We start from the raw sequence: 19,634 nt of genomic DNA, 5'->3' as shown, positions 1-19,634 counted from the left end.
AACGATGGTCAAGAAAACACCGACGGCGGAGCAGGCCGCGATTATTGAAGCGCCTCATGACGACACGTTCCTGGTGGTGGCTGGCGCAGGTTCGGGCAAAACCTATACGATGACCGAACGCATCATCCATCTGATTGACCAAGGCGTGCCGCCGCAGCATATTCTGGGCTTGACATTCACACGCAAAGCGGCCAGCGAGCTGTTGCAACGCGTCACGAGCGCGTATACGAAGTCGTTGCATGCGGATGATACATCGAACGCCGCACGGTTCATGAAGCCCGAAGTGTTGACCTATGATGCGTTTTTCCAAGGCATCGTGCGTCGATACGGGTTGCTCGTCGGGTTTGACCAGAACGTGCAACCGTTGAGTGAAGCTGGCGCACACCAGCTGATTAGCGACGTTGTGGACGCGAACATGCAACAGGTGCTTGAAGCGTCGAAAGATTATGGTTCGTTCTCGACGATGGTGAACGACGTGTATGCGCTGTCCAACAATATTGCCAGTTCGATGATTGGCGGCGATTGCCATACCTTTGACCAAGCCGTGCAACGCGTGCATGAATGGGACCAGGCGTTCCTTGACCTGCTCGATGAACTGATCGGCGAGCGCGAACTGCCTGAGAAAATCCCCAATTTCAAAAGCGTGCCCAAGCGCACCAAAAAACAGACCGACCAGCAGTATGCCGAAAAAGTCGCGCAAATCAATGCTGAAAACGAACTGATTGGCGAGCAGAAGGCGTTGCAAACCGCCATGGATTTGCGTGAGGTGACACGCAAACGCGAGACGCTGTTGTCGTTGGTGCAGCTGTATGCGCAAGCCAAACAGCAGCGTCATATGGCCGAGTTTGGCGATTTCACAATCGCCGCCTACCAGCTCGTCACGCAATTCCCGTCGATCGGTGAACAGTATCGCCGTCGTTACACGCATGTGCTGTTGGACGAATACCAAGACACGTCCACAACGCAGGCGTCACTGTTGGCCGCGTTGTTCCATCCCGACTCCACGCCCACCCATGCCGATGAAGCCGGTATGCAACCCGCGGGCACATCGGCGGTGGGAGCCGTGGGTGACCCGTTCCAATCGATTTACGCATGGCGAGGAGCCAGTCCCGGCGCATTTCGCATGTTCCAACGTGATTTTGGCTTGCCGCCTACTTATGCGCCGCTGCCGATCACGATGACGCGACGCAACGCGAAGCTCGTGCTTGAAGCGGCGAACGCGTTGACCATGTCGTTGCGTAAAGCGCCCAAACGTCGCAGCAGTTCGCCGATGCGCGAAGTGGATGTGCCTGAACTGACCACAATGGCCACAGCGGATCGTGGCGTGATTGGCATGCAGCACTATGTGACGCGCGGTGAAGAGATTGATGGCATTGTGCGGTTTGTGCATGAAGCGCAACGCAAGTACGGCAGCGTGGACCCTGAGATGGGAGTGGACGCCCAAGCGCCGCATGTGGCACTGCTGTTTAGGTCCAAAACGCATATGGATGAATATCGTGCGGCGCTGGAATCCGCAGGGTTGAGTGTGCAAGTCGTCGGCAAATCGGCATTGCTTGACCGTGCTGAAGTGCGTGATGTGCTCGCGTTGCTGCATGCGGCCAGCGACCATGCCGACGCGGCCCACATGCTGCGCTTGCTGGCCACGGCCCGTTACCATGTGAACGCGCATGACTTGGCGGCGTTCGCCAAATTGGCTGAACAGTTGAACATGCAGCAACGTTATCGGCTGCTCTGCGAAACAGGCGTGGTGAAGCCCTCGGGCAAAGGTGACGACCTTGACGCGGCGATTGCCGCGACGGCGTTGCGCGATCAAAAAGCCGCGGTACGCGAGTATCGCAATAAACTGCCCAACAGCGTGTTCCTCGTCGACACGTTGCTGCACGACGATTTGGCGCAATTGCTCACAACCACCGACATCAGTGAGCAGGGACGCGCATCGTTGCTCTCAGCCGCGCAAGCATTGCAGGCCGTCAAAGCCTCGCTTTACGGGCCGCTTGATGAGGCGATCCGTGCGGCAAGTGAAGCGTTGAACCTTGACATCGACATGCTTGTGGCGGCCGGTTTGCAAGGTCGTGATGAGCATGCGGCCAGCGTCCAATCACCATTGCGGTCGCTGCACAACTTGGTGAGCACGTATGTGCAGGAGATTTCCAACGACCAATCCGTGTCATTGCGCGGGTTCCTCGCCTGGGTGGAATCGCTCAAGGACGCGCAAGAGGAAACCGCACAAGGCGTGGATGCCGTATGCGACGTGGTGCTGATGACGATCCACCAGTCCAAAGGTTTGGAATGGGATGCCGTCGTGATCCCAAGCCTTGAAGCCAACACGTTCCCAAGCAATGTCGGCGAACATTTGAAGATCGAAACGCCAGACACACTGTTTGGCCAAACCCATGCGCCAGGCTCGGGTGCCGTCGAAGACGCGCCCATGTGGCAGCCGCCCGAATATCAGGAAACCGCCGACACCTGGCTGACAATGCCGCAAGCCGTGCCGGTGCCCGTGCGCGTGGACGCGGGCATTTTGCCGCAATTCCCGCATGATGCGGCGGACGGTTCCAGCGATGACGAAGAGACGGGCGCTGTGGACCCGTTGGCCGCATTGCGCCGCTTGGATGCGTTGGAAACATTGGATGACGAGCTCAAAGGCTCATTACGCCAATCACGTTCGGCCATGGCGCAAGCGCAGGGCGATGCGGACGACGCGAACAATTGGTATTTGACGCAACTCGAAGAATACGGCCGGCGCCACCACGCCGACGAACGACGCCTGATGTATGTGGCCATCACACGCGCGAAGAAAGCCGTATTGCTCACGGCCAGCACATTGCCCACAGCACTGACGCGTGACGAAACACTGCTCAGTGGCGACGAACGCGGCAAATCCGTTTCCAACTTCTTTGCCGAAGTGGAGGACGTGCTGACCTACCATCATGCAAACCAGCAGGATTGGGCGTCCACACCAACGAACCTTCATGAGACAGCCACAGCCGAAGACGCGGCAGGCGGCCAGACGCTGCGCACGCCGCAAGGCCTCGGATTCGACCTGCCCCAAGGATTCTTTGTGGGCGATGACGCGCAAACGTGGGAAAACGTCGTGGTCGGGGACGCTTGGAATGCGCCGCTAACCGATGATGACACGGCCGGCACACTGCCATTCCCGACACAGTTGAGCCCCGCGTTGGCCCAGCGTCTCGCCCATTCGGCACAACTCGTACGCGAAGCCATGGCCACGCTGCATGATGCCGATACGCAGGGTGGCGACGGGGTGGCTGCGGCGGGTATGGCGCAACCACAGGAATCAAAAGAAGCAACACAGCCTACGCTGCAGGCACAAGCGCAGAAAATCTTGCACGACGTTGACCTGAGCGCGGCCGCCGTACTGCGCGGCGCGCAACTCAACAAGGAAATCCTGCGCAAAGCCCAAGCCGTGCTGCGCACGAAACGCCTGACCGTGACGACGTTGCAGCATTACGCGGGACATGATAACGAAGCTGAACGGTTGGAATTTGCGCGCTCGCTCGTGCGGCCAATCCCATACGTGTCGTCGTCGAGCGCGGCACAAGCCGGCACGCGGCTACACAACTGGGCCGAACGGTTCCTCAAAGCCGGAAGCGGCGAAACGCTCGAATCGCAAGCCGCAATGATCAACGACATGCACGAAGCGATGCGCAATCTCGACATGCGCGAACAGCAGTTGGAAGCCGACAGTCTGGAAGATCACAAGGACACGGCCAAAGCGTTGCAAGCCGAACGAGACATGCTCACCTGGCAGCAGCGCATCGTCGAATCACCATGGGCGGCGCGCCAACTGGAAGCCGCCGAACAAAGCGTCGTCATGGCCGTGCCCAAATCGGCGGGCGAATCCGAGACGGACGGCGCGGCAAACGAACTGGCAATCATGCCAGGCAAAATTGACGCGATTTTCCGCGGACGGTTGGACGGCTCCGATACCGAACATAGCTTCACGATTGTCGACTGGAAAACCGGCAGGCGACCAGTCAAACCCGAGGACGTGCAAGAGAAACTACGACAACTTGACTTTTACCGGCTGTTGTGGTCCCGCGCACAAGACATCCCGATTGAACGCATCGATGCCACGCTCTACTACGTGAGTGAAGCCGACGAAAACCGGCGCTCGCTCACGGCCGAACCCAAGAGCGAACAGCAGATTCTCAACGAACTGCGCGAAGGCATTCCCCAAGGCGTGGACGGCGACGACGAGTGACGCGGAAATTGGGGTGAACCGGGGACACGTGTGACGCTAGAAATCCAGCGGAAACCGGGACCTCGGTAGATACCCAGGCGGCAGACACGGAACCGCGTGACAACCGGGCTGGCAGGCGACCGAACGTTCGGCTGCGTGCGTGACTGTCGGACGGCACAGGCGCGGGTCGAGTAGTGTGGCAGCTAGGAGGAACGCGTATGAGTGCAGAACAAGCCGGCATGCAAGATGGTGCAAAAAATCGGCAAAGGGGAGAGGTGCGTAACGGGCGTGGCGGGATCGCGGCGCTCGCCAAAGCGAGCGTGCGGCCCGAAATGGTGCAGTATGCGCCCGTGCAGTGGGATGATGTGGAAGACGTCATCACGGGATTCGACCGCACATGGCCGATCACTGATCCGGCTATCGTTGGCACGCCGATGGCGGCGTTGGCGTCACGATATCTGACGTTGCACTATCTCGATCTGGCGACGCAAGGCACGATCGGACGTACCCCCAATGGCGAGTTTGCGGGGCTGACGTTGACGCGTGTGGTGGGTCAACCGCAACTGTTCACGCAAGCGCGCGAAGCGTTGGAACTGACCGAAGCGTTGATGCGCACATCACCCAAAGGCCAGCGCAAACTCGCGCAATTGCAGGAGTTCTTTGCCCAGGAGCGCGAGCTTGAGGACGAATGCCTCGTGCGTGAAGATACGCAAGCCGAGCTGGAACTGTTCATGGTCAACCCAGATACGCGCGGCATGGGCGTGGGTGGCGCGTTGTGGCGGCAGATGCTCGAGAGCCTGGCCGCAGAGGGCGTGACGGCGTTCTTCCTGCATACCGATTCGTCATGCGACTACAGCTTCTACGACCATAAGGGCCTGCAACGCGTGGCGCAGCGCCTACATGCCGACCATCCGGAAGATGACGACAGCGATCCATATCCGGTCAATCTGACCGACCAGCAGATCGCGCGGCTGGAGGCGCAGGCCGAGGCGGTTGCGGGGGATGCTGCTGCGGGGGATGCTGCTGCGGGGGATACGGGCGTGTCTGGTGGCGCGGACGCGGCTGGTGACGCGGGCGCGGGCGCGGCTGACGGTCTGGGCGCGGCCGGTGATTTAGCTCCAGGAGCCGTGACGCTCACCGACGACCAATATATCTACATGGGAACCGTGCGCCTGGTCTGAGCCGCCCACCAGCGACGCTGAGGTGATGTGCACCGAGCCCAACTCGCGGCCTCGCCGTACCCGTCCGGTACTGCGAGGCCGTTTTGTTTGCCCAACTGTAGTTTCCCTGACCAGGCTGGTAAACGGAGATGCAGTTTGAACTAGAAACCGTAACCCTCCTGACCAGGCTGGTACGGAGAGATGCAGTTTTGGGCTGGGAAGGGTAACTTTCCTGACCAGGCTGGTACGGAAAGGTGCAGTTTGAACTAGAAACCGTAACCCCCCTGACCACGCTGGTAAACGGAGATGCGGTTTTGTGACCGGAAATGTATCTATCCTGACCACGCTGGTAAGCGAGGATGCAGTTTTGGGACGCGAAGGGTAGTTTCCCTGACCAGGCTGGTAAGCGGAGATGCAGTTTTGGGCTGGAAAGTGCGGTTTTCCTGACCAGGCTGGTACGGAAAGATGCAGTTTGAGGTATTCGGCTGCGTGCGTGAGGCGGAGCGCGATGCGGCGCGGCCGAGTAGGGTAGCGTTCTGGAGGATTACACCGCATGAACGCTTCACTGTCCATCACTAGGCGGTCACAACAGCAGCCGCAACAGCAACAATCCCGGCAACAGGACCGACAGCCGTCGCAACAACGACAGCAGCAGCCGCAGCCGCGGCAACAACAACAGCCGTCGCAGCCACGTCAGCAGTCGCAACCACCGCAGCGGAGGCAGCCGTCGCCGCATGCCAAGTCGCCGTATGCGCGCATGTTCGCGTTGCCCGGCGCCAAAGCGTTTAGCGCTTCAGCCGCATTGGCCCGTTTGCCATTGTCGATGATGAGCCTCGGCATTGTGCTCGCGCTCAACCATTTGTATAACAATTGGACGGTTGCCGGCGCCATGAGCGGTGCCTACATTTTGGCCGTGGCGGCGGTCACACCGTTGTATGCGCGCTTGTTTGACCGCTTCGGCCAACGGCGCGTGGGTTCGGTGGTGCTGGCTGTGCAAGTCGTGGTGATGTGTGCGTTCGCCATAGCGGCACTGATGCGTGTGCCGATTCCACTGCTGTTCGTACTCGCAATCATCATGGGTGGCACGCAATTCTCGTTCGGCGCGCTCGTGCGCACGCGGTGGGCGTATCTGCTCGAACGCACCGACAATGAAGACCTGCTCGATACGGCGTATGCATTTGAGGCCGCCGTTGACGAGGTTATTTACATTTTCGGCCCCATTTTGGCTGCCTCGTTGGCCACAGGTGTGCATCCCGTCAGTCAGCTGTTTGTGCCCACGGCGGCCGCGGCCATCGGCGGCACGATATTCTTCGCCCAGCGCTCCACTCAGCCGCCGGTGTTGCATGCCGTGGTCGCCACGCCTGAACTCGTTGCGGCCGACGACCCTGAGTTGCGTCTGGCACGCGGCGAGTTTGATGGCAACAAGGCTGCCGACACCTTCTTCACACAACGCCGCACGCGTCCATCACAGTCCGCCACGCGCAAGCAGGTGCGCAACGTGCTGCTGTATGTAGGCATTCTGCCGCTCTGCTTCACCTTCCTGATTTTCAACATGAGCTTCACGGCGTTCGACGTGTCGATCACTGCATGGATGGAACTGCATCATCTGGACGCGTTCCTGGGCGTGCAGCTTGCGATGCTGGCCGCCGGCTCGCTGATTGGCGCGCTCGTGTTCGGTTCGCACGCACATCGCGGCTCGCATTGGCGCCGCATGGTCATCTGTTTGGCGTTGCTGGCTTTGGGATTCGTTGGCATGCGGTTGACGATGGACAACTTCGCTGTGTTGGGTATCACTGAACTGTTGGCGGGCTTGGTGGTGGCGCCATTGCTGGCCACAGGCAACCTGATTATCAAAGACACAGTGCCCGACTCGCAGCTTACGGAAGGCTTGTCTTGGCTGACGACGGCCAATGCCGTGGGCTCCTCATTCGGCTCGATTGTTGCCGGCATCGTCGTCGACAAGTTCGACGCCTATTCGGGCGTCATGGTCACCTGGATTGTCGTGGCAGCTTCGATTCCGTTCGCCATCATCGGCTGGATCATTGTGGCCAACAAAAACCGCACCGATTTGGCACTGCGCCAAGATTGATGCGGTTTCCTGCAGTTCGCCATAGTTTGCTGCGGTTTACTGGCATGACGCCGCGTCACTACATCGCGACGTCACGCCAGCAAACTGCAGCGCCGCCTTCACAGATCGAGGAAGTTGTCGAGCCCGACCGTCACTCCGGGGAACTCGCCTGATTCAACCTTGCGCACGGCCAGCAGCACGCCCGGCATGAATGAGGTGCGGTCAAAACTGTCGGCGCGCAACACGAGCTGCTCGCCTGCATTGCCGAACAGCACCTCCTCGTGTGCGTTCAGTCCGCGCAGCCGCACGGCATGCACATGGATACCGTCAACAACCTGCCCGCGCGAGCCGCCATCGGTCTGCGTGTTGTCTGGCACGGGGCCCAGCCCCGCAGCCTTGCGTGACGCCGCAATGCCTTGGGCTGTGTGGATTGCCGTGCCCGATGGTGCATCGACTTTGTCGGGATGATGCATTTCCAGCACTTCCACCGACTCGAAATATGGTGCGGCCACACGCGCGAAGTAGTCGGCCAGCACAGCCGAAATCGCAAAATTCGGCGCAATGAACACTGACTGCTGCGCGGCCACGGCCTCACGCACCTGATTGAGCTTGTCTTCGGTCCAGCCCGTCGTGCCGACGACCACGTCCACACCTTGCCCCACGAGCGTCAGCACGTTGTTCAACGACTGCGACGGCACCGTGAACTCCACGACCACATCGGTATTCACGGGTGTGATCTGCGTGAGGTCATCACCCGCATCCAGTGTCAGCGCCAGTTCCATGTCGTCCGCCGCGTTCACGGCCTCGACGACGTGCGATCCCATGCGCCCCTTGGCGCCCACGACGGAAACTTTGATCATTGTCTGCTCCTCACATTGTCTTATGTTGCGTTGTCTAGACATTGCGCTGTCTTGCGTTGCGCTGCGCCGCCTTACGTTGCGTTGCGCTGTCTTGCGTTGTGACATCGGCTTGCGGCCCACCTTACCCAACGCACTGCACCCACAGCGTCGCCTCGCCACACTGCGGCCACTCGTCACGGCCATTGCACAGCCTCCCGCCGTTCACCCGACCAATCACGCGATACGCGCCGCAAACTGGACATATGGGCCCCGCGTTCATGGCCACCGGCTACGGTAGGGAGCCATGACAGACGGTATTTCCACAACAGGCACCCCGACCCAGGGTGCTGATGGCGCATCGATTCATTTGCTTGATCCGGCCCCGTTCGGCCGTGTGCTTCCGGCCATGGTCACGCCGATGACACCCAACGGTGACGTCGATTTTGAGGCCGCGCAGCGTGTCGCCAAGCAGCTTGTGGCCGACGGTGCCGACGGCATCGTTGTCAACGGCACGACGGGCGAGTCGCCGACGACTCACATGGACGAGAAGGTTGAGCTCGTCAAGGCCGTCAAATCAGCGGTCGACGTTCCCGTGATTTCCGGCGCCGGTTCCAACGACACGGCCCATACGGTGCGCATGGTCGAGCAGACGCAGGAAGCCGGTGCCGACGCCGTGCTCGTAGTCTGCCCGTATTACTCGCGTCCGTCTCAGGAGGGTATTTTCCAGCATTATTCCGCCGTGGAAGCCTCGGCGGACAAGCCGATCATCATTTACGATGTGCCGGGCCGCACTGGTGTGCGCATCCAGCACGACACTTACTGCCGTTTGGCCGAACTCGATCATGTGACGGCCGTCAAGGATGCCACGGGAGATATTGCCGGCGCTGTGCGCAAGCGCTTGGACACTGGTTTGACTTGGTATTCGGGTGACGACGCGTTGTATTTGCCGTTCCTGTCGATCGGTGCCGTCGGCATTATTTCCGTTGTCGCGCACGCCGCCGCCGGTCCCATGCGTGATCTGGCCGCCGCATTCGACCGTGGTGACATCGCCCAGGCCCAGCAGCTGGCTTGGCGCATCGCCCCGGCTGTCGAGGCCATGAACGGTGCCGGTTTCCAAGCCGGCATGGCCAAGGCCGCGCTCTATGCACGCGGGCTCATTGACTGCACGATGATGCGTCTGCCGAACGTGGGTCCGACGCCTGAGCAGATTCAGCACGTCACCGACGGTTTAAAGAACTCGGGTTTGCTCTAAGGTTTCGTGCATCCGTCACGTTGATTGCAGCGGGAGTTACTGGTTTTTCTAGTGATTCCCGCTGTTGCGTCCATGGCCGCCGTACCGCCGCAACGCTATGCGTCGCCTATGACGCCTGCGGCCACGGGGGTATACGTGACGTACCGCCGCCATGCCGTTTACTGCGCGCTGAGCGCGGGTGCGTGTATAACTGGTGAAGGAATCGCGGCACAGTGCCGCGACGGTTCCTGCATTGCATGGCCCAGAGCCGTTATGCAGATGAGGCGATGACGTTGAGCAACCTGCTCCGCTGCCACATGCATTCGATGCAACAGGACCGTGACCGTGGCATGTTCATGAGCATCCAGGGGAAACAACCAGGGGATTGCGTCATGCAGACGTGCCGGTGAAGGGCATGTGAGCCGTTATGCCACCGATTGACCACAAACCCTCACGAATATGGACCGAGTCGTTCGCAGAGGCGAAGGACACTGAACAGAAATCAATAAGTAAACCATGACAACAGAACAGAAGGAAACGACCACGCATAAGCGTGGCTCTGCACGCAAGAAGACGGCGGCGGCCGCGGCGAATACACAGAACGGAACGCGCCGGGCGGCTGCGAAGAAGTCCGCGACGAAAGCGGCTGCGAAATCCACAAAGCCGCGCAAGTCCACGGCCAAAACCTCCAAAACCGCACAGAGCGTGCCGACTATCGCGGCCTCCGATCCGCGTGACCATCGCGAACTGATCACACCCCCCAAGTATCGCAAGGGTTCCATGCGTATCGTGCCGTTGGGCGGCCTCGGTGAAATCGGACGCAACATGAACGTGATCGAATACAACGGGCACATCCTGCTGATCGATTGCGGCGTGCTGTTCCCGGAAGAAGAGCAGCCGGGCGTGGACCTGATCCTGCCCGACTTCAACTATATCAAGGACAGGCTTGACCAAGTGGACGCGCTCGTGCTCACGCACGGCCATGAAGACCACATTGGTGGCGTACCATACCTGCTCAAATTGCGCAAGGACATCCCGCTGATCGGTTCGAAGCTCACGCTGGCATTTGTGGAAGCCAAATGCAAGGAGCACCGCATCGAACCGATCATGCACGAGGTGACGGGCCGCGACAAAATGAAGGTCGGTCCGTTCAACATGGAGTTCGTGAACGTGACGCACTCGATTCCGGACGCGCTGGCCGTGTGCGTACGCACGCCGGCGGGCTCTCTGATTGACACGGGCGATATCAAACTCGACCAGCTGCCGCTCGACCATCGCATCACCGACCTCGTGGAGTTCGGCAAGCTCGGCGAGCAGGGCGTGGACCTGCTCATGATGGATTCGACGAACGCAGAAGTGCCGGGTTTTGTCAAGCCCGAAACGTCGATTGGCCCGGCGCTTGACATGGCGTTTGCCCAAGCGACACGCAAGATTATTGTCGCGAGCTTCTCGAGCCACGTGCACCGTGTGCAGCAAGTCGTGGACGCGGCGCACAAGTACGGACGCAAGGTTGTGTTTGTGGGCCGTTCCATGGTGCGTAACATGTCGATCGCAGCGGACCTCGGATATCTGCACCTGCCGGAAGACACCGTGATCGACTTGAAGCAGGCCAAGGATTACCCAGACAACAAACTCGTCTACATGTGCACGGGCTCCCAAGGTGAGCCGATGGCGGCCTTGGGCCGCATTGCGGACGGCAACCATCGTGACATCACAATCAACGAATTCGACACGGTGATCCTCGCGAGCTCGCTGATTCCGGGCAACGAGCATGGCGTATACAAGGTCATCAACAAGCTCGTGCAGAAGGGCGCGCGCGTGGTCAACCGAGACAATGCCGCTGTGCATGTGTCAGGCCACTGCAATGAGGGCGAGCTGCTCTACATGTACAACATCGTCAAGCCCAAGTGCGCCATGCCGATCCACGGTGAGAACCGCCACTTGGTGGCCAACGGCCTGATCGCTGTGAAGACGGGCATCGAACCGCAGAACGTGGTGCTTGCGGAAGATGGCGACGTGATCGACCTGTATCATGGCCAGGCCGCCATCGTGGGATCCGTACCTTGCGGCTACGTGTATGTGGATGGCGATTCCGTGGGTGAGCTGACCGATGATGAGCTCGAAAAGCGCCGTATTCTGGGTTCGGAAGGGTTCGTGTCGTGCTTCGTGGTTGTCGACACGGAAGCTTGCGAAGTGCTGGCCGGCCCCAAGGTCTATTTGAACGCTGTGGCCGAGGATGAAAGCGAATTCGAGCAGGTGCGCCACAAGGTCATCCAGCAGCTGGAAGACGCGATGATGCAGGGCACGAAGGACACTTACAAGTTGCAGCAGATCATGCGTCGCACGCTCGGCAGCTGGGTGGCGCGTGAACTGCATCGCAAGCCGATGATCGTGCCTGTGGTGGCTGATGTGGCCACGGACATGGAAAACATGCTCTCGCAACGCGACTAAGCGCATGGCCATGCCCCGCCGCTCGCTGTATGAGGGCGGGGCCCTCAGACACGTCGCATTGCCGACGTTGCAGCCATTATTGCTACGGCGGCAATGCGACCGTTGATTGTGTACCAAATCCCATAACCAGCCCCATTGAGAAGGAGGAACAGCATGCCAGGCGCAAACCTGACCAGAACCGAGGCTGAGGAACGCAAGGACGTTGTCAAGGCGCCAATCCATTACAATGTGGCGCTTGACCTGACGCGCGGTCCCAAGGATTTCCTGTCCACCACCACTGTCGAGTTCGGTGCTGAGCCGGGCGTGTCCACATTTCTCGACCTGATTGCGAACACGGTTGAATCGATTGAAGTCAATGGCGTGGCGCAAGATCCGGCTGCAGTGTATGTGGACAACCGTATTGAGCTGAGCAATCTGGCCGAGCGCAACACGGTGACCGTGGTGGCGCGCTGCCAGTATTCCAATACGGGAGAAGGACTGCATCGCAGTGTGGACCCTTCGGATGGCAACATTTATTTGTATTCGCAGTTTGAAGTGCCCGATGCGCGCCGTGTCTATGCCGTGTTCGACCAGCCTGATTTGAAGGCCGTGTTCGATTTCACGGTGGTGGCGCCGCAAAGCTGGATTGTGACAAGCAACATGCCTGTACACGAGACTGTGGCGCTTGACCAGATGACCGAAGCGGGAACCATGGGCGATCACGCTGATGAAGCGTGCCAGCGCTGGGTGTTCGAGACCACGCCGATCATGAGTTCGTATCTGACGGCGATTTGCGCCGGCCCATATGCCCAGTGGCATACGGAATACGCCAACGAGGACGGTCGTACCGTGCCGATGGCCATGTATTGCCGCCAGGCATTGAAGGATGCGTTCGCGAAGGACGTGGATTACCTGTTCGACATCACGAAGAAGGGGTTCGCGTTCTATGCCAAGACGTGGGGAGTGCCATACCCCTATGCCAAGTATGACCAGATCTATGTGCCCGAGTACAACGCGGGCGCCATGGAAAACATTGGCATGGTCACGATTCGCGATTCCTATGTGTTCGGTTCCAAGGTCACCGATGCGTTGGCTGAACGCCGCGTGGTCACTGTGCTGCATGAGCTCGCGCACATGTGGTTCGGCGATTATGTGACGATGAAGTGGTGGAATGATTTGTGGCTCAACGAATCGTTCGCCGAGTTCACGAGCACGCTGGCCACTGCGGAATGCACCGATTGGAAGGATGCTTGGGCCACGTTCTGCTCGGGTGAGAAGAGCTGGGCGCTCAACCAGGACCAGCTGAGCACCACGCATCCGATTGTGGCACCGATCAACGATCTCAACGACACCTATGTCAACTTCGACGGCATCACCTATGCCAAGGGCGCGTCGGTGCTTAAGCAGCTCGTGGCATATGTGGGTCGCGAGCAGTTCTTCAAGGGCATCCATGCCTATCTGGACCGCTATGCGTATTCAAACGCCACGCTGGCCGACTTGTTGCATGAGCTGGAAGGCACGTCGGGTCGCGATTTGACCACATGGAGCAACCTGTGGCTTGAGCAGTCGGGCATCAACACGATGACGACCGAACTGGTCAGCACTGGTGAGGGCGACGAGGCCACAATTGCACAATTGTCCCTTGTGCAGACGGCTCCCGCCGAGCATCCAGTGTTGCGTCCTCACCGTTTGGCTGTGGGCTTCTACAATGAAGACGCCGCCACGGGCAACGTGGTGCGTACCGACCGCATTGAACTGGATGTGGATGGCGACCGTACTGAGGTAGTTGCAGCCGCGGGCAAACCTGTGCCGGACTTCCTGCTGACCAACGATGATGACTTGACCTACACGAAACTGCGCTTTGATGCGGGCAGCCTCGATTTTGTGCTCAACAACCTGTATCGCTTCGATGATGCATTGGCCCGTGCCGTGATTTGGCTGAGCCTGTGGGATATGACGCGTGATGCCGAATTGCCTGCTGAGCAGTTTATTGACACGAGCCTCAAGGCGTTGGCCACGGAGCATGAGTCGACCACATTCCGTTATGCGCTGGCCCAGATTTCCACGACGGTATGGCATTACACCGATCCGTCACACCGGGCCGAAGTAGCCGAACATGTGGCCCGTGAACTATTCAAGCTGGCCAACGAAGCCAAGGCCGGATCTGATGAACAGTTCCAGCTGATCAGCGCCTACCTGACCTACGGTGTGGTTGGCGACGAGCAGTTTGTGGCCAATGCGAAGGGTCTGCTCGATGGCACGGTGATGCTCAACGGATTGCAGATCGACAACAACTTCCGTTGGACGATTATTCGTGCGCTCGTTGGTGTTGACGCGATGAGCGATGATGAGGTGGCTGCACAATTGGCGGCCAATGAGACGACGGAGAATCGCGAGTTCGCGCTTGGTGCGCGTGCCAAGCGTCCGACTGCCCAGGCCAAGGATTGGGCTTGGCAACAGGCCGTGCACAACCTTGATTTGACGAACAGCCAGCTTGAGGCTGTGGCCGCAGGATTCTCGTCCACACCCGATGTGGCATTGGCCGATGCGTATGTGCAACAGTACTTTGACGAGCTCGACTGGATCTGGTCCAACCGCACGTTCCATATGGCGGAAGCCTCATTGAAGGCTTGTACCCAGGCTATGCGACGCCGTCCAAGCTTGTTGCCGCTGGTCAAGCCTGGCTCGACGGCCATGCCGATGCCGACAACGCGCTCAAGCGCATGGTGCGTGCCAATGTGGAAGCCTCCCAGCGCACACAGGCCGCCACGGCATTCAATGCCTCGTTGCAGCATGCAACCGACTGATCATCAACTGTGATCAGTCGCTGCAGATGGCTGCACATTGCGACTGGCGGTGTGCAGCTGCGGCTGCAGATGACGGTGTGCAGCTACGGCTGCAGATGACAATGATGAATGAATGACGAATAACGAATGCGGCCGTATTCACAACATACGATGGTGTGGATACGGCCGCATTCATGATTTCCGGCATGCTGTAGTGAATTGAGTGTTGGATAGCAGTGCAGGAATGCTCTCCCATCCTAATCTTCTTGATGCGGCACACATGCTCGCCTTCGCCATAGGCATGGTAGTGCTTGGCGCTGTTTGACACTACTTGGCAATTGGAGGTGACAAGTGCCTAGGTGTTTGCTTATCGCTTGCGTCGCAAGCCGATGAGCCAACTGGTGGCACATACGCTCAACGTGATGATTGCCAACACCGTCACAATGGTTTTGGTTGATGCATTGTCGTCAGTCAATGGTGCAAGTGTGATGGGTGGTTGGGATGCATGGGTAGCGGTCCTTGGCAATGATTAAGCGCTCATACTGTCGTAGTCGCGCCAGGCAGGCCAAGCCCAAACATCTGCAGCAATCAGCACATCATGAAGCCACAGTATTTCGCTTCGTGTATCAATCATGGCATTGAGGGCACTACGATGGGCAACAGCGACAGATTTGTTTGATGACTGTTGACAGCTATGTGGTGCGCGAAAGCGCAGACTGTGAGGAATGACATGCCCCGTATGTTTGGAACCGATGGTGTTCGTGGATTGGCCAACCGTGCCCTGACGGCCCAGTTGGCTTTGGATTTGGGAGACGCGGCTGTGCGTGTGCTCGGCGACGAGGGCAACCGCACTGGCCAACCCGAAGGTCGTCGCCGCGCGCTCGTGGGCAGGGATACGCGTGTGTCGGGCGATTTTCTTGCGGCAGCGTTGTCAGCAGGCATGAGCGCCGGCGGTTTCGATGTGATTGATGCGGGCATCATCCCGACCCCGGGCGTGGCGTATTTGACGAGCGTGCTGAACGTGGAGATGGGCGCTGTGATTTCCGCCTCCCACAATCCGATGCCCGACAACGGCATCAAATTCTTCGCGCGTGGCGGCTTCAAACTGCCCGATACGAAGGAAGACGAAATTGAACAGGTGCTGGGCCAGGATTGGGAGCGTCCCACCGGCGCGGGCGTAGGCCGCATCAGCCATGATTCAACAACAGCCACGAACCTTTATATTGACCATCTCGTGTCAACAATCGCACCCATTGGCGCCGACCAAGTCCAGCCCAAGCCGCTCAAGGGATTGAAAATTGTGGCCGACTGCGCCAACGGCGCGACGTCCGTTGTGGCTCCTGAAGCATTGCGCCGTGCGGGTGCCGATGTGATTGTGATCAACGCGTCTCCGGACGGCTACAACATCAACAAGAACGCCGGATCGACGCATCCTGAACAGCTGCAGGCCATGGTCAAGGCTTCCGACGCGGCATTGGGCGTGGCATTTGATGGTGACGCCGACCGCTGTTTGGCGGTGGACGAGGATGGCAACCTTGTCAACGGCGACCAGATCATGGGTATCCTGGCTCGTGCGAAGAAGCGTCAAGGCAAGCTCAACCACGACACGCTTGTGGTGACCGTTATGAGCAATCTTGGCCTCAAGCTCGCACTCAAGGACATGGGCATCGCCACGGTGGAAACCGGCGTGGGCGACCGTTACGTGCTTGAGGAAATGTTGCGCGGCAACTACTCGTTGGGAGGGGAGCAGTCAGGCCATGTGATCAACCGCGAGTTCGCGACCACAGGTGACGGCACGTTGACAGCCTTGACGCTATGCAACGAGGTGGTACAGTCCGGCAAGAGCCTCAAAGAGCTGGCCGCGGACTTCCCGCAACTACCACAAACCTTGGTCAACGTCCCCAATGTTGACAAGACGGCAGTCAACGACAATGCCAAAGTCCAGCAAGCCATTGCACGCGAAGAGCAGCTGCTTGGCGAGACGGGCCGTGTGCTGTTGCGCGCTTCAGGCACCGAGCCGTTGGTGCGCGTGATGGCCGAAGCCGCCACGCAAGAGCAGGCCGATGAGGTGTGTTCGCGATTGGCTCAGGTCGTCGCACAAGAGTTGGCATTATGAGCATGCGATCACACTGATCAGCCGTATCGGGGCAACTGCGCACCAATTTTGCAGCATTCGTACAGGGGCGGTTCCTAGAATCATAGCTATACCCCCTACGCAGGCATCATGATGTAGGGCGGCGCATGGGCATGGAGCGCATCCCGCTCCATGCCCATGCGCCGCCCGTAGCATTGATGTCATAGTGATGAATGAAGGACCCCTCATGAACCGTTCATCAGTCGATCTTGGACTGAACCGAGAAGTTGAGCACTTGCTCAAAGCCCACAAGGCGCAACCGCTGCCCATGGTTGAAGTGGGCGACCCCGTATTGCGCGCGCAAGCCGAACCATATGTGGGCCAGTTGAGCGCCAAGACACTGGCCAAGCTGATTGAGGCCATGCGTGTGACGATGCTGGACGCTCCGGGCGTGGGTGTGGCGGCGCCACAAATCGGATTGTCATTGGCTTTCGCCGTGGTGGAAGACCATACGAGCGAGGAATATGATGACGACCCGCGTGAATTCGCCGAGTTCCCGTTCCATGTGATTATCAACCCGTCGTATGACCCGGTGGGAGACAAGACGGCCAAGTTCTTTGAGGGCTGCTTGAGTTTCCCGGGATTCCAAGCGGTGCGCGAACGTTATGTCGATATCATGGCGCATTGGACCGATGAACAGGGGGTTCGTCATGACGAACCGTTGCATGGTTGGCCCGCGCGCATCTTCCAGCATGAAACCGACCATTTGAGCGGTGAAATCTACATTGACAAAGCTGAGATTCGTTCGTTGACGACCGATGAGAACCTCGACGAGTATTGGAGTTACGATCCCGTGCCCGTCGACGCGTCCGTCGAACTGGGTTTCACACTCTAACGATTCAACCAGGCCTATTGCCTCAATGCTGTTGTGGGGATGTCGCTTTGCGAGCATCCCCACTGTGTTATTTGGCGTGCGTCATGGCAGCGTCACCATGCACGCCATGGCGCCATGTATCCCGATAATCGCCACGGGGGTATGACGCCGCGACCATTTGCATATTTCTTGAAACAAGCTGGGAAAATCGGCATAATTGCTCGAAAATGCCACTGTTTCATGCGCATGTTTTCTGTATTGGTCAACCAATGAACTTCCTTAAATCGGCAATGTTGCGCGGTTTTGTGTCATCGGTGCGGGATTCAGCGAACTTTGAGTACTTTTTTACGCCGCATCGCGCCTGTTGCGCCGCAGGGAAACCTGTGAATACAGCCAGCCGCCAAGCCCTAATTTAGAGATTGGGGAAACAAGAAGCGTGGCCGGCGCATCGGCTGCCAACAGGTTGGAACCTGCCGGTTGTTGGAAGCTGATGCGTCGCGCCCCCCATCATGATTGTGGTAACTGCCGCGGCCCATGAGGGTCGGGTGCCCGGCAATCAGGGGGAGCGCGGTATGCCGGTTTTTCGCACAGACTCGCTTAAGGGACGCACATGGCTGATTTGACGCAAGCCCAACAGGCAATCGTCGATAAGGCGACACGACAAGACATTAACGGTTGGCACTACATCACAGTGACTGGTGAGCCGTATGAAATCGGCTTCCAGCATGGCTATCTGCTGGCCGACGAGTTCGCGGACGCGATTCGCGTCTACACGCATATGACGCTCGAATCGTTCGGCATGGACTACTCGTTCTTCGTAGATCAAGCTGTCAAGCTGCATAAAGACAAGATCGAGCAGGAATACCTCGACGAAATGCAGGGCATGGCCGACGGCTTCACTGCAGGCGGCACGCCCACCACGCTCGACGATGTGATCGGTTGGAACGCCTGGATGGAAATGACCGGCTACTGGTGGCCGATGGTCGCTTCCAACTACGGCAACAACTCGCTCGTGCCGAAGAGCTCGCACTGCTCGGGTTTTGTGGCCACTGGTTCGGCCACGAAGGACGGTCGCCCCGTCATCGCGCACGAGAGCTTTGACGAGTTCTGGAGCGGCCAGTATTTCAACGTCTGCGAGTGCATCAAGCCGGCCAAGGGTCACGCGATCAAGATGCAGACGGTGCCCGGCTACATCGCGTCGATGATGGACTTCTACGTCACGGACGCCGGCTTGGGTATCACCGAGACGACAATCGCCGGTTTCGTGGGCTATGACATTGACGGCATCCCCGAGTATGTGCGCGCCCGCAAGGCCACGCAGTACGCCGACACGATCGACGAGTGGATTGACATCTGCAACAAGGGCAACAACGGCGGCTACGCCAACATTTGGTTGCTGTGCGACGCCAATTCGGGTGACATCGCGCGGTTCGAGCAAGGCCTGCAGTTCAGCGAGGTCCTGCGTTCCAAGGACGGCTACTTCTACGGCTGCAACGCGTGTCACAACCCGAAGATCCGCAATCTCGAGTGTGTGGACAACGGCTACAACGACGTGCGCCAGCAGACAGGCGCCCGTCGCGCCCGCTTCGAGCAGCTCATGCCGCAAGTTTCGGGCACGATCGACGACGACGTGGCCAAGCGCATTCTTGCTGACAAGTTCGACCCGTATCTGGGGTATGAATGCGCCAGCTCGCGCGATATTTGCGCGCATTATGACTGCGATCCGCAGCCTTACGTTTCCGATCCGCACGCCGTGTGGAACACGCCGTTCTATCCGGCAGGTTCCGTGGACGGCAAGTGCGCGTCGGCAGACGACATCGACAACTTGCGTATGTGGGGCATTTTCGGCCGCGCTGACGGCGAACCGTTCGACGCCGACGCGTTCATGGCCCAGCATCCGCAGTGGAATTGGCAGAAGGGCTACCTCAAGTCCCGTCCGTCCCAGCCTTGGACGTTGTTCGACTGATT

9 protein-coding genes and 1 pseudogene are annotated in these 19,634 nt (G+C 59.0%); 9 read left to right on the top strand and 1 reads right to left on the bottom strand.

Annotation, left to right across the window (positions count from 1 at the left end; genetic code table 11):
• Positions 1 to 4 precede the first annotated feature (4 nt).
• The 3 genes from BGLCM_RS07060 (at position 5) to BGLCM_RS07050 (ending at position 7,453) form a co-directional block, all read left to right on the top strand.
• Positions 5 to 4,225 (top strand): ATP-dependent DNA helicase, encoded by a 4,221-nt coding sequence (locus tag BGLCM_RS07060; RefSeq protein WP_006294488.1) that lies wholly within the window; start codon positions 5 to 7, stop codon positions 4,223 to 4,225.
• Positions 4,226 to 4,422: 197 nt separating this feature from the next.
• The gene (locus tag BGLCM_RS08120) at positions 4,423 to 5,385 is read left to right on the top strand and encodes a GNAT family N-acetyltransferase (protein WP_006294489.1); all 963 of its coding nucleotides are present in this window, start codon (positions 4,423 to 4,425) and stop codon (positions 5,383 to 5,385) included.
• 736 nt (positions 5,386 to 6,121) lie between these two features.
• Complete coding sequence (locus BGLCM_RS07050; RefSeq protein ID WP_006294490.1) at positions 6,122 to 7,453, top strand: MFS transporter; 1,332 nt, start codon at positions 6,122 to 6,124, stop codon at positions 7,451 to 7,453.
• Positions 7,454 to 7,551: 98 nt separating this feature from the next.
• Here the strand turns inward: BGLCM_RS07050 and dapB are convergent, their stop codons facing one another.
• Positions 7,552 to 8,292 (bottom strand): 4-hydroxy-tetrahydrodipicolinate reductase, encoded by a 741-nt coding sequence (gene dapB / locus BGLCM_RS07045; protein ID WP_006294491.1) that lies wholly within the window; start codon positions 8,290 to 8,292, stop codon positions 7,552 to 7,554.
• 283 nt (positions 8,293 to 8,575) lie between these two features.
• Here dapB and dapA point away from each other — a divergent pair, with 283 nt between their 5' ends.
• From dapA to BGLCM_RS07015, 6 genes and pseudogenes are all read left to right on the top strand, one after another.
• A complete protein-coding gene (dapA, locus tag BGLCM_RS07040; RefSeq protein ID WP_006294492.1) occupies positions 8,576 to 9,523 on the top strand; it encodes a 4-hydroxy-tetrahydrodipicolinate synthase in 948 nt (315 codons plus the stop codon).
• A gap of 495 nt (positions 9,524 to 10,018) precedes the next feature.
• Complete coding sequence (locus tag BGLCM_RS07035) at positions 10,019 to 11,953, top strand: ribonuclease J (protein ID WP_006294494.1); 1,935 nt, start codon at positions 10,019 to 10,021, stop codon at positions 11,951 to 11,953.
• 153 nt (positions 11,954 to 12,106) lie between these two features.
• Positions 12,107 to 14,739 (top strand): annotated as a pseudogene (gene pepN, locus BGLCM_RS07030) (aminopeptidase N).
• A gap of 709 nt (positions 14,740 to 15,448) precedes the next feature.
• Entirely contained in the window at positions 15,449 to 16,834 is a 1,386-nt protein-coding gene (gene glmM, locus BGLCM_RS07025) for a phosphoglucosamine mutase (RefSeq protein ID WP_044085212.1), read from the top strand.
• 205 nt (positions 16,835 to 17,039) lie between these two features.
• The gene (locus tag BGLCM_RS07020) at positions 17,040 to 17,687 is read left to right on the top strand and encodes a peptide deformylase (protein ID WP_052295085.1); all 648 of its coding nucleotides are present in this window, start codon (positions 17,040 to 17,042) and stop codon (positions 17,685 to 17,687) included.
• A 589-nt stretch (positions 17,688 to 18,276) separates the two neighbouring features.
• Positions 18,277 to 19,632, top strand: a complete 1,356-nt coding sequence (locus BGLCM_RS07015; protein ID WP_006294502.1) for a C45 family autoproteolytic acyltransferase/hydrolase — start codon at positions 18,277 to 18,279, stop codon at positions 19,630 to 19,632.
• The last annotated feature ends 2 nt before the right edge of the window (positions 19,633 to 19,634 follow it).

The organism is Bifidobacterium gallicum DSM 20093 = LMG 11596, assembly GCF_000741205.1.
In the GTDB taxonomy this organism is placed as follows: domain Bacteria; phylum Actinomycetota; class Actinomycetes; order Actinomycetales; family Bifidobacteriaceae; genus Bifidobacterium; species Bifidobacterium gallicum.
The sequence above is the reverse complement of the archived record's forward strand: the minus strand, read 5'-3'. Positions and strand labels throughout refer to the sequence as shown.

What these genes read in the sequence shown, in the direction of transcription:
- BGLCM_RS07015 (WP_006294502.1), top strand. Translation starts at nt 18,277, where the DNA reads ATGGCTGATTTGACGCAAGCCCAACAGGCAATCGTCGATAAGGCGACA.
- glmM (WP_044085212.1), top strand. Translation starts at nt 15,449, where the DNA reads ATGCCCCGTATGTTTGGAACCGATGGTGTTCGTGGATTGGCCAACCGT.
- BGLCM_RS07060 (WP_006294488.1), top strand. Translation starts at nt 5, where the DNA reads ATGGTCAAGAAAACACCGACGGCGGAGCAGGCCGCGATTATTGAAGCG.
- BGLCM_RS07035 (WP_006294494.1), top strand. Translation starts at nt 10,019, where the DNA reads ATGACAACAGAACAGAAGGAAACGACCACGCATAAGCGTGGCTCTGCA.
- BGLCM_RS08120 (WP_006294489.1), top strand. Translation starts at nt 4,423, where the DNA reads ATGAGTGCAGAACAAGCCGGCATGCAAGATGGTGCAAAAAATCGGCAA.
- dapB (WP_006294491.1), bottom strand. Translation starts at nt 8,292, where the DNA reads ATGATCAAAGTTTCCGTCGTGGGCGCCAAGGGGCGCATGGGATCGCAC.
- BGLCM_RS07050 (WP_006294490.1), top strand. Translation starts at nt 6,122, where the DNA reads ATGTTCGCGTTGCCCGGCGCCAAAGCGTTTAGCGCTTCAGCCGCATTG.
- BGLCM_RS07020 (WP_052295085.1), top strand. Translation starts at nt 17,040, where the DNA reads ATGAACCGTTCATCAGTCGATCTTGGACTGAACCGAGAAGTTGAGCAC.
- dapA (WP_006294492.1), top strand. Translation starts at nt 8,576, where the DNA reads ATGACAGACGGTATTTCCACAACAGGCACCCCGACCCAGGGTGCTGAT.